Raw genomic sequence first — 6068 nt, forward strand, 5'->3', positions numbered from 1 at the left:
GCTCAAGCATATGAGCGCCATCACCGCCGCACCGGTTCGCGCCGATTCGGTACAGCCGGGTGCAGCCGCACCGGTCACGGTCGCGGCGGTGGTCGGCTCCAACTGATACGCTCTGTTCGGCGCGGGCAGCAGTCCGCGCCGGGCATCGGGGGGGGGGCGCGTTCCTTGCGGGACGCGCCCTTTTTGCTGCGATGCCGCCGGGTGCCGCGCCAGCTGCATCCATTATGGCGCTCACTCTCCAGCGCGCGAACGCCGGTCGAATTATAACGGCGCGTCGCCGAATCCGGCGATCGGTCCTGCGTATCGATCACAACACGACCCGGACCGGCGTCGCCAAAGGCGTCTGCTGGCCGGCTCGCAGTTCAGGAGAGAGCAGCGTGACGATTTATGCAATTCAGAACCAATGGGGCGGCGACAGCGCGCCTTGGCATGATGGCGGTTTGCTCAGCATCGGCAACCGCGCCGGCCAGAATCCGGTCGCACTGACGATCAGCTCGGGCGATGGCGGGCGCAGCTTCACCGGGAGCATGACCTATGAGGGCGAGGGTCCGATCGGCGTCCGCGCGACGCTGGTCACCACCAACTGCTATCAGGTCGAAAACCAGTGGGGCGGCGATAGCGCGCCGTGGCACGATGCCGGGCTGTTCCTGCTGGGCGCGCGCAACGGGCAGAATGCCGTCGCGTTCGACCTGACCTCCAGCGACGGCGGCCAGACGCTCGGCGGATCGATGACCTATGCCGGCGAAGGTCCGATCGGGGTCAAGGGCGCGATCTCCGATGGCACCGGATTCAACGCTACCAACCAGTGGGGCGGCAACAGCGCGCCATGGCATCAGGGCGGGCTGTGGGTTCTGGGCTGCCGCCCGGACCAGCCGGTCGCCGCGATCGACGTGACCAGCCCCGACAATGGCAAGACGCTGATCGGATCGATGACCTATGCCGGTGAAGGCCCGATCGGCTTCCGCGGCACCCAGACGATGGCGAACACCTATAGCGTGCTCAACCAATGGGGCGGGAATGACGCGCCCTGGCATCCCGGCGGCACCTGGGTCATCGGGTGTCGCGGCACGCAGGGCGTCGTCGCGGTCAATGTCACCGGCACCGGTGCTGCGCTATCGGGCAGCATGACCTATGCCGGCGAAGGTCCGATCGGCCTCAACCTTGCCGCAGCCACTGCGGACGCGCTCGCCCCGGCATGAGCGCCCTGGCCTGAACGCCATTTGCCGGGTCCGCGGACGCTCCCGCTGCGGACCCGGTATCGGGCCGGTCAGTCAGCGACGCGTTCGCCGCCCTTGATCACATCGGTGACCTTGGTCAGCACGGTGACGTCCTGCAACGGATCGCCCTCTACCGCGATCAGGTCGCCATAGCGCCCGACCTCGATCGCGCCGACATCCTTGGTCCGGCCCAGCGCCTCGGCCGCATTGAGCGTCGCGGCGCGGATCGCCTCGATCGGGGTCATGCCGTACTGGACCATGACGCGGAACTGACCCGCAGCGGTGCCGTGCGGCATCACCCCGGCGTCGCTGCCGAACACCATCTTGACGCCAGCGGCATGTGCCTTGCGGAAATTGTCGCGTTGGATCTGCGCAATCTCGCGGTCCTTGCGAAGGTTATCCTCCAGCACGCCGTTCTTCTTGCCCTCGGCCTGGGTGTAGTCGGTGTTGTAGATATCCATCGAGAACCACACCGGCTGCTTGCGCGTCGCCGCCAGCTTGATCCCCTCGTCATCGACCAAGCTGGCGTGTTCGATCGTGTCGATGCCTGCGCGGATCGCCGCCTTGATCCCGGCCGCACCATGCGCATGCGCCGCGACCTTCAGGCCCCATTGATGCGCCTCGTCCGCGATGGCGCGCATTTCCTCTTCGGACAGCTGCTGCTGCCCAGGCTCGGTGTTGCGCGAAAAGACGCCGCCGGTGGCACAGATCTTGATGACCTCCGCGCCATATTTGCGCTGCTCCCGCACGATCCGGCGCAGCTCCTGCGCCCCGTCGCCGACCGCAACGCCCTTCGACTTGAACGACGGGGGGAGATAGGTGCTGTCGCAATGTCCGCCCGTCGCGCCGAGCGAATGCGCGCCCGGCACGATGCGCGGCCCGGCGATCAGCCCCTCCTCGATCGCCTGCTTATACCCGACATCGGCGTAATTCTCGGACCCGACATTGCGGATCGTGGTGAAGCCCGCATTGAGCATCGCCCGGGCATTCGCCGTGCCCTGAATGGCCCAGAAGCTGTCGGTGAATTGAAGACCGGTATAGCCGCCATAGAGCGGGTTGCTGTCGAGATGGACATGCATGTCGATCAGCCCGGGCAGCACGGTCTTGCCGCTCAGGTTGATGTGCCGCACATCACTGCCCCAGCGCACGGTGCGCGCATCGGCGATGCTGGTGATGCGGCCATCGGTGATGAAGATCGCCGGATGCTCGACGACCTTGCCACTGACAACATCGATCATCCGGTCGGCGGTGACGACGACGGTTTCCGCCGCCGCTGGCGTCGCAATGCACGCCGCTGCAAGCAATAGTCCGATCAAACGCATAATAAGCCCCCGGCCAGTCTCGACATCGGTTCGAGAGTGGCCGGGCGGCTGCGCGGTGTAAAGGTCACATCGCGCTGATTTGCTTCAGATGCGCTTCGACGACGGGTGCCGTCTCGCCGGCAAATGCCTTGAGAGGAGCCACATCGCCATTGGCGGCATAGCTCTGCAGCATCGCAAGCGCCTTTTGGTGCGCGGCGACCTGTTGCTGCGTATAGAGCGCGTCGAACTCCGCACCGGTGGCGGCGCGGAGCGCGTCGAGATTGGCGGCCTGCTCGGGGTTCAGCGCCGGCTTCGGCGTGACCGCCGGGTCTGCCTCTCCGGCCGCCGTTTTGAGCTTGGCGGTCGAATTGGTGTGATCCTTGATCATCATCGCCGCAAACTCCTTCACCCCGGCGCTTTGTCCCTTTTGCTGGGCAAGCTTCGAGGATTCGAGCTCGAACATGTCGCTCGCGGCGGCGGCGTCGGCGAACTGCTGGCCACTCATCGGAGCGGCAGCGTCCGGCGCCATCGCCATGTTATCGGCACCATTTTGCAGGCTGGTATCCGGTGCCACCGCAACATTGTCGGTCACGGCATCGGACGTGGCACGCTCGCCGCACGCGGCCAGCGCCAGCGCGGACAGCGAAACTAACATAAGTTTATGTTTCATGGGCATTTCCTCCTGCAGGTCCAGCGCGAACGCCTGGCCTGCAGGGGATGTTCCGGTCCGGGCGTCAGATGTGAATCACCCGCCCGTACGCCGCCAGCACGCTTTCATGCATGGACTCGCTGATCGTCGGGTGCGGGAAGACGGTTTCCATCAACTCCGCCTCGGTCGTCTCCAGCGTCTTGCCGATGGTATAGCCTTGAATCATCTCGGTCACTTCCGCACCGATCATGTGCGCCCCGAGCAGTTCGCCGGTCTTGGCGTCGAACACTGTCTTCACGAACCCGTCCGGCTCGCCCAGCGCGATCGCCTTGCCATTGCCGATGAAGGGGAAGTTGCCGACCTTCACCTCGTAACCCGCTTCCTTCGCCTTGGCTTCGGTCAGGCCGACGCTGGCGATCTGCGGGTGGCAATAGGTGCAGCCCGGGATGTTGCGCGGGTCCATTGCGTGCGGATGCTTGCCCGCGATCGCCTCGGCCGCGATCACGCCCTCATGGCTCGCCTTGTGCGCCAGCCACGGCGGCGCGGTGATGTCGCCGATCGCCCACAGCCCCTCGACATTGGTGCGGCACGCGCCGTCGGTCTTGAGGAAACCGCGATCGTCCACCCCGACGCCCAGTTCCTTGAGGCCGATGTCCGCCGTGTTGGGCACGATGCCGATCGCGACGATGACATGGCTGAATTCGCCATCGACCGCCTTGCCGTCCTTGCCGGTGATGGTCGCCTTCACGCCGTTCTTGTCGGCGGCGATCTTGTCGATCTTGGCGCTGGTCATGATGGTCATGCCCTGCTTCTTCAGCGCCTTCTCCAGATGCGCGGAGATGTCCTTGTCCTCGACCGGCACGATGCGGTCGAGCATCTCGACCACCGTCACATCCGCGCCCATGTCGTTGTAGAAGCTGGCGAACTCGATCCCGATCGCACCCGATCCGATGACCAGCAGCTTCTTCGGCATTTCCTTGGGCGTCATCGCGTGGCGATAGGTCCATACCCGCTCGCCATCGGCGGGCAGGTTCGGCAGGTCGCGGGCGCGCGCACCGGTGGCGAGGATGATGTTCTTCGCCGTCAGCTCGGTCACCTTGCCGTCCGCTGCGGTGACGCTGAGCTTGCCCTTACCGGTCAGCTTGCCGGTGCCCATGTGGACCGCGATCTTGTTCTTCTTCATCAGGTGCGTGACACCCTGATTGAGCTGCTTGGCGACGCCGCGCGAGCGCTTGACCACTGCATCCAGGTCCGCGCTGATCTTCTCCGCAGCCAGGCCATAGTCCTTGGCATGCTGCATGAAGTGGAAAATCTCGGCCGAGCGCAGCAGCGCCTTGGTCGGGATGCACCCCCAGTTGAGGCAGATGCCGCCGAGCAGTTCGCGCTCGACGATCGCGGTCTTGAGACCGAGCTGGCTCGCGCGGATCGCGGCGACATAGCCGCCGGGTCCGGAGCCGAGCACGATCACGTCATAGGATTCAGCCATGGTTTTGCCCCTGGGGAAGAGAGGGTTGGGAAGAAAAATGGGGTCGGTCGGATTATCCGTCCACCGGCCGCGGCTTGCGATCTTCGCCGACCGCAACGAACGTGAAGTTTGCCTGGGTCACCAGTTCGCGCTCCTCGCCATGACGGCAGCGGCGCCAAGCTTCGACCTCGATCAGCATCGAACTGCGCCCGATCTTCACGATCTGGGCATAGACCGACACTTCGTCACCGACCGCGACGGGGGCGTGGAACTGCATCGAATCCATCGCGACGGTGACCGCGCGGCCCTTGGCCCGGCGCGCGGCGACCAGGCCGGCGGCAAGGTCCATCTGGCCCACCAGCCAGCCGCCGAAGATGTCGCCATAGGCATTGGCGTCGGCGGGCATGGTGCTGACGCGGATCGCGGGTTCGATCGCGGGGGGCTCCCGATCAGGCATCGTTGCCGCCCTCCCCGCCCTGCGGGTTGCGCTGCAGCCACATCGCCCGACGCATCGGCCCCACGCCCATCAGGACGATGCAGACGATCGCAACCCCCGTGACCAGCCACACATCGCCCCGCGCAAGCGGGTAGGCCCAGCTCGCCAGCGCCCCGATCAGCAACGCGACCGCGATCCCCGCGGCGATGTGCAATGCTTCGATCAGGACACGCATCACCGCCGCCTCAGGCCAACAGGCCCATCGGCGATTCGACCAGCGCCTTGAACACCTTCATCAGCTCGGCGCCATCGGCCCCGTCCACCGCGCGGTGATCGAAGCTGCCGGTTGCCGACATGACGGTGGCGACGCCCAGCGCGTCGTCGACGATATACGGACGCTTCTCGCCCGCGCCGACCGCCAGGATCATCGCCTGGGGCGGGTTGATCACTGCGTCGAACTGCTTGATCCCGAACATGCCCATGTTCGAAATGCTGGCGGTGCCGCCCTGATATTCGTGCGGCTGGAGCTTGCCCTCCTTCGCACGGTCAGCCAGCTCCTTCATCTGAGTCGAGATCGACGCCAGGCCGATATTCGCCGCGTCGCGGATAATCGGCGTGATCAGGCCGGTCGGGGTCGAGACGGCGACCGAGATGTCGGCGCGGCTATAATTGACCAGCTTGTCGCCGGCGAAGGTGACGTTGCACTTGGGCACCTGCGCCAGCGCGACCGCGAGCGCCTTGATCAGCATGTCGTTCACCGACAGCTTCACGCCGCGCCCTTCGAGGCTCTTGTTGAGCTGACCGCGCAGCTTGAGCAGCGCGTCGAGCTGGATGTCGACGGTCAGATAGATGTGCGGGATCGTCTGCTTCGCCTCGGTCAGGCGGCGCGCGATCGTCTTGCGGATATTGCTGAGCTTCTCGACCTCGTGCGGGATGCTCTCGTCATACCAGACCGATGCCGGGGCCGCAGCGGGCGCGGCGGCGGGGGCCGTCGCAGCAG

At 65.7% G+C, this 6068-nt stretch carries 7 protein-coding genes; 1 reads left to right on the forward strand and 6 read right to left on the reverse strand.

Annotated features, from left to right (window positions below):
- The first annotated feature begins 377 nt into the window (after positions 1-377).
- On the forward strand, positions 378-1199 hold the full coding sequence (locus AX681_RS09295) for a lectin OAA family protein (RefSeq protein ID WP_066659762.1): 822 nt from the start codon (positions 378-380) through the stop codon (positions 1197-1199).
- 68 nt (positions 1200-1267) lie between these two features.
- Here the strand turns inward: AX681_RS09295 and AX681_RS09300 are convergent, their stop codons facing one another.
- From AX681_RS09300 to AX681_RS09325, 6 genes are all read right to left on the reverse strand, one after another.
- Entirely contained in the window at positions 1268-2539 is a 1272-nt protein-coding gene (locus AX681_RS09300) for a Xaa-Pro dipeptidase (protein WP_066659761.1), read from the reverse strand.
- Between the two features lie 64 nt (positions 2540-2603).
- On the reverse strand, positions 2604-3188 hold the full coding sequence (locus AX681_RS09305) for a DUF4142 domain-containing protein (protein ID WP_066659760.1): 585 nt from the start codon (positions 3186-3188) through the stop codon (positions 2604-2606).
- 64 nt (positions 3189-3252) lie between these two features.
- Positions 3253-4653: a dihydrolipoyl dehydrogenase gene (gene lpdA / locus AX681_RS09310; protein ID WP_066659759.1), complete on the reverse strand. Its 1401-nt coding sequence runs from the start codon at positions 4651-4653 to the stop codon at positions 3253-3255.
- A 52-nt stretch (positions 4654-4705) separates the two neighbouring features.
- Positions 4706-5089: an acyl-CoA thioesterase gene (locus tag AX681_RS09315; RefSeq protein WP_066659757.1), complete on the reverse strand. Its 384-nt coding sequence runs from the start codon at positions 5087-5089 to the stop codon at positions 4706-4708.
- Complete coding sequence (locus AX681_RS09320) at positions 5082-5303, reverse strand: hypothetical protein (protein ID WP_066659755.1); 222 nt, start codon at positions 5301-5303, stop codon at positions 5082-5084. Before AX681_RS09320 ends, AX681_RS09315 begins: the two co-directional genes overlap by 8 nt.
- A gap of 10 nt (positions 5304-5313) precedes the next feature.
- Positions 5314-6068: 2-oxo acid dehydrogenase subunit E2 (locus AX681_RS09325; RefSeq protein WP_197424269.1), on the reverse strand; the 755-nt coding region annotated here is incomplete at its 5' end.

The organism is Sphingomonas sp. CCH9-E2 (assembly GCF_001557215.1).
Taxonomy (GTDB): Bacteria; Pseudomonadota; Alphaproteobacteria; order Sphingomonadales; family Sphingomonadaceae; genus Sphingomonas.

What these genes read in the sequence shown, in the direction of transcription:
- AX681_RS09300 (WP_066659761.1), bottom strand. Translation starts at nt 2,539, where the DNA reads ATGCGTTTGATCGGACTATTGCTTGCAGCGGCGTGCATTGCGACGCCA.
- AX681_RS09305 (WP_066659760.1), bottom strand. Translation starts at nt 3,188, where the DNA reads ATGAAACATAAACTTATGTTAGTTTCGCTGTCCGCGCTGGCGCTGGCC.
- lpdA (WP_066659759.1), bottom strand. Translation starts at nt 4,653, where the DNA reads ATGGCTGAATCCTATGACGTGATCGTGCTCGGCTCCGGACCCGGCGGC.
- AX681_RS09315 (WP_066659757.1), bottom strand. Translation starts at nt 5,089, where the DNA reads ATGCCTGATCGGGAGCCCCCCGCGATCGAACCCGCGATCCGCGTCAGC.
- AX681_RS09320 (WP_066659755.1), bottom strand. Translation starts at nt 5,303, where the DNA reads ATGCGTGTCCTGATCGAAGCATTGCACATCGCCGCGGGGATCGCGGTC.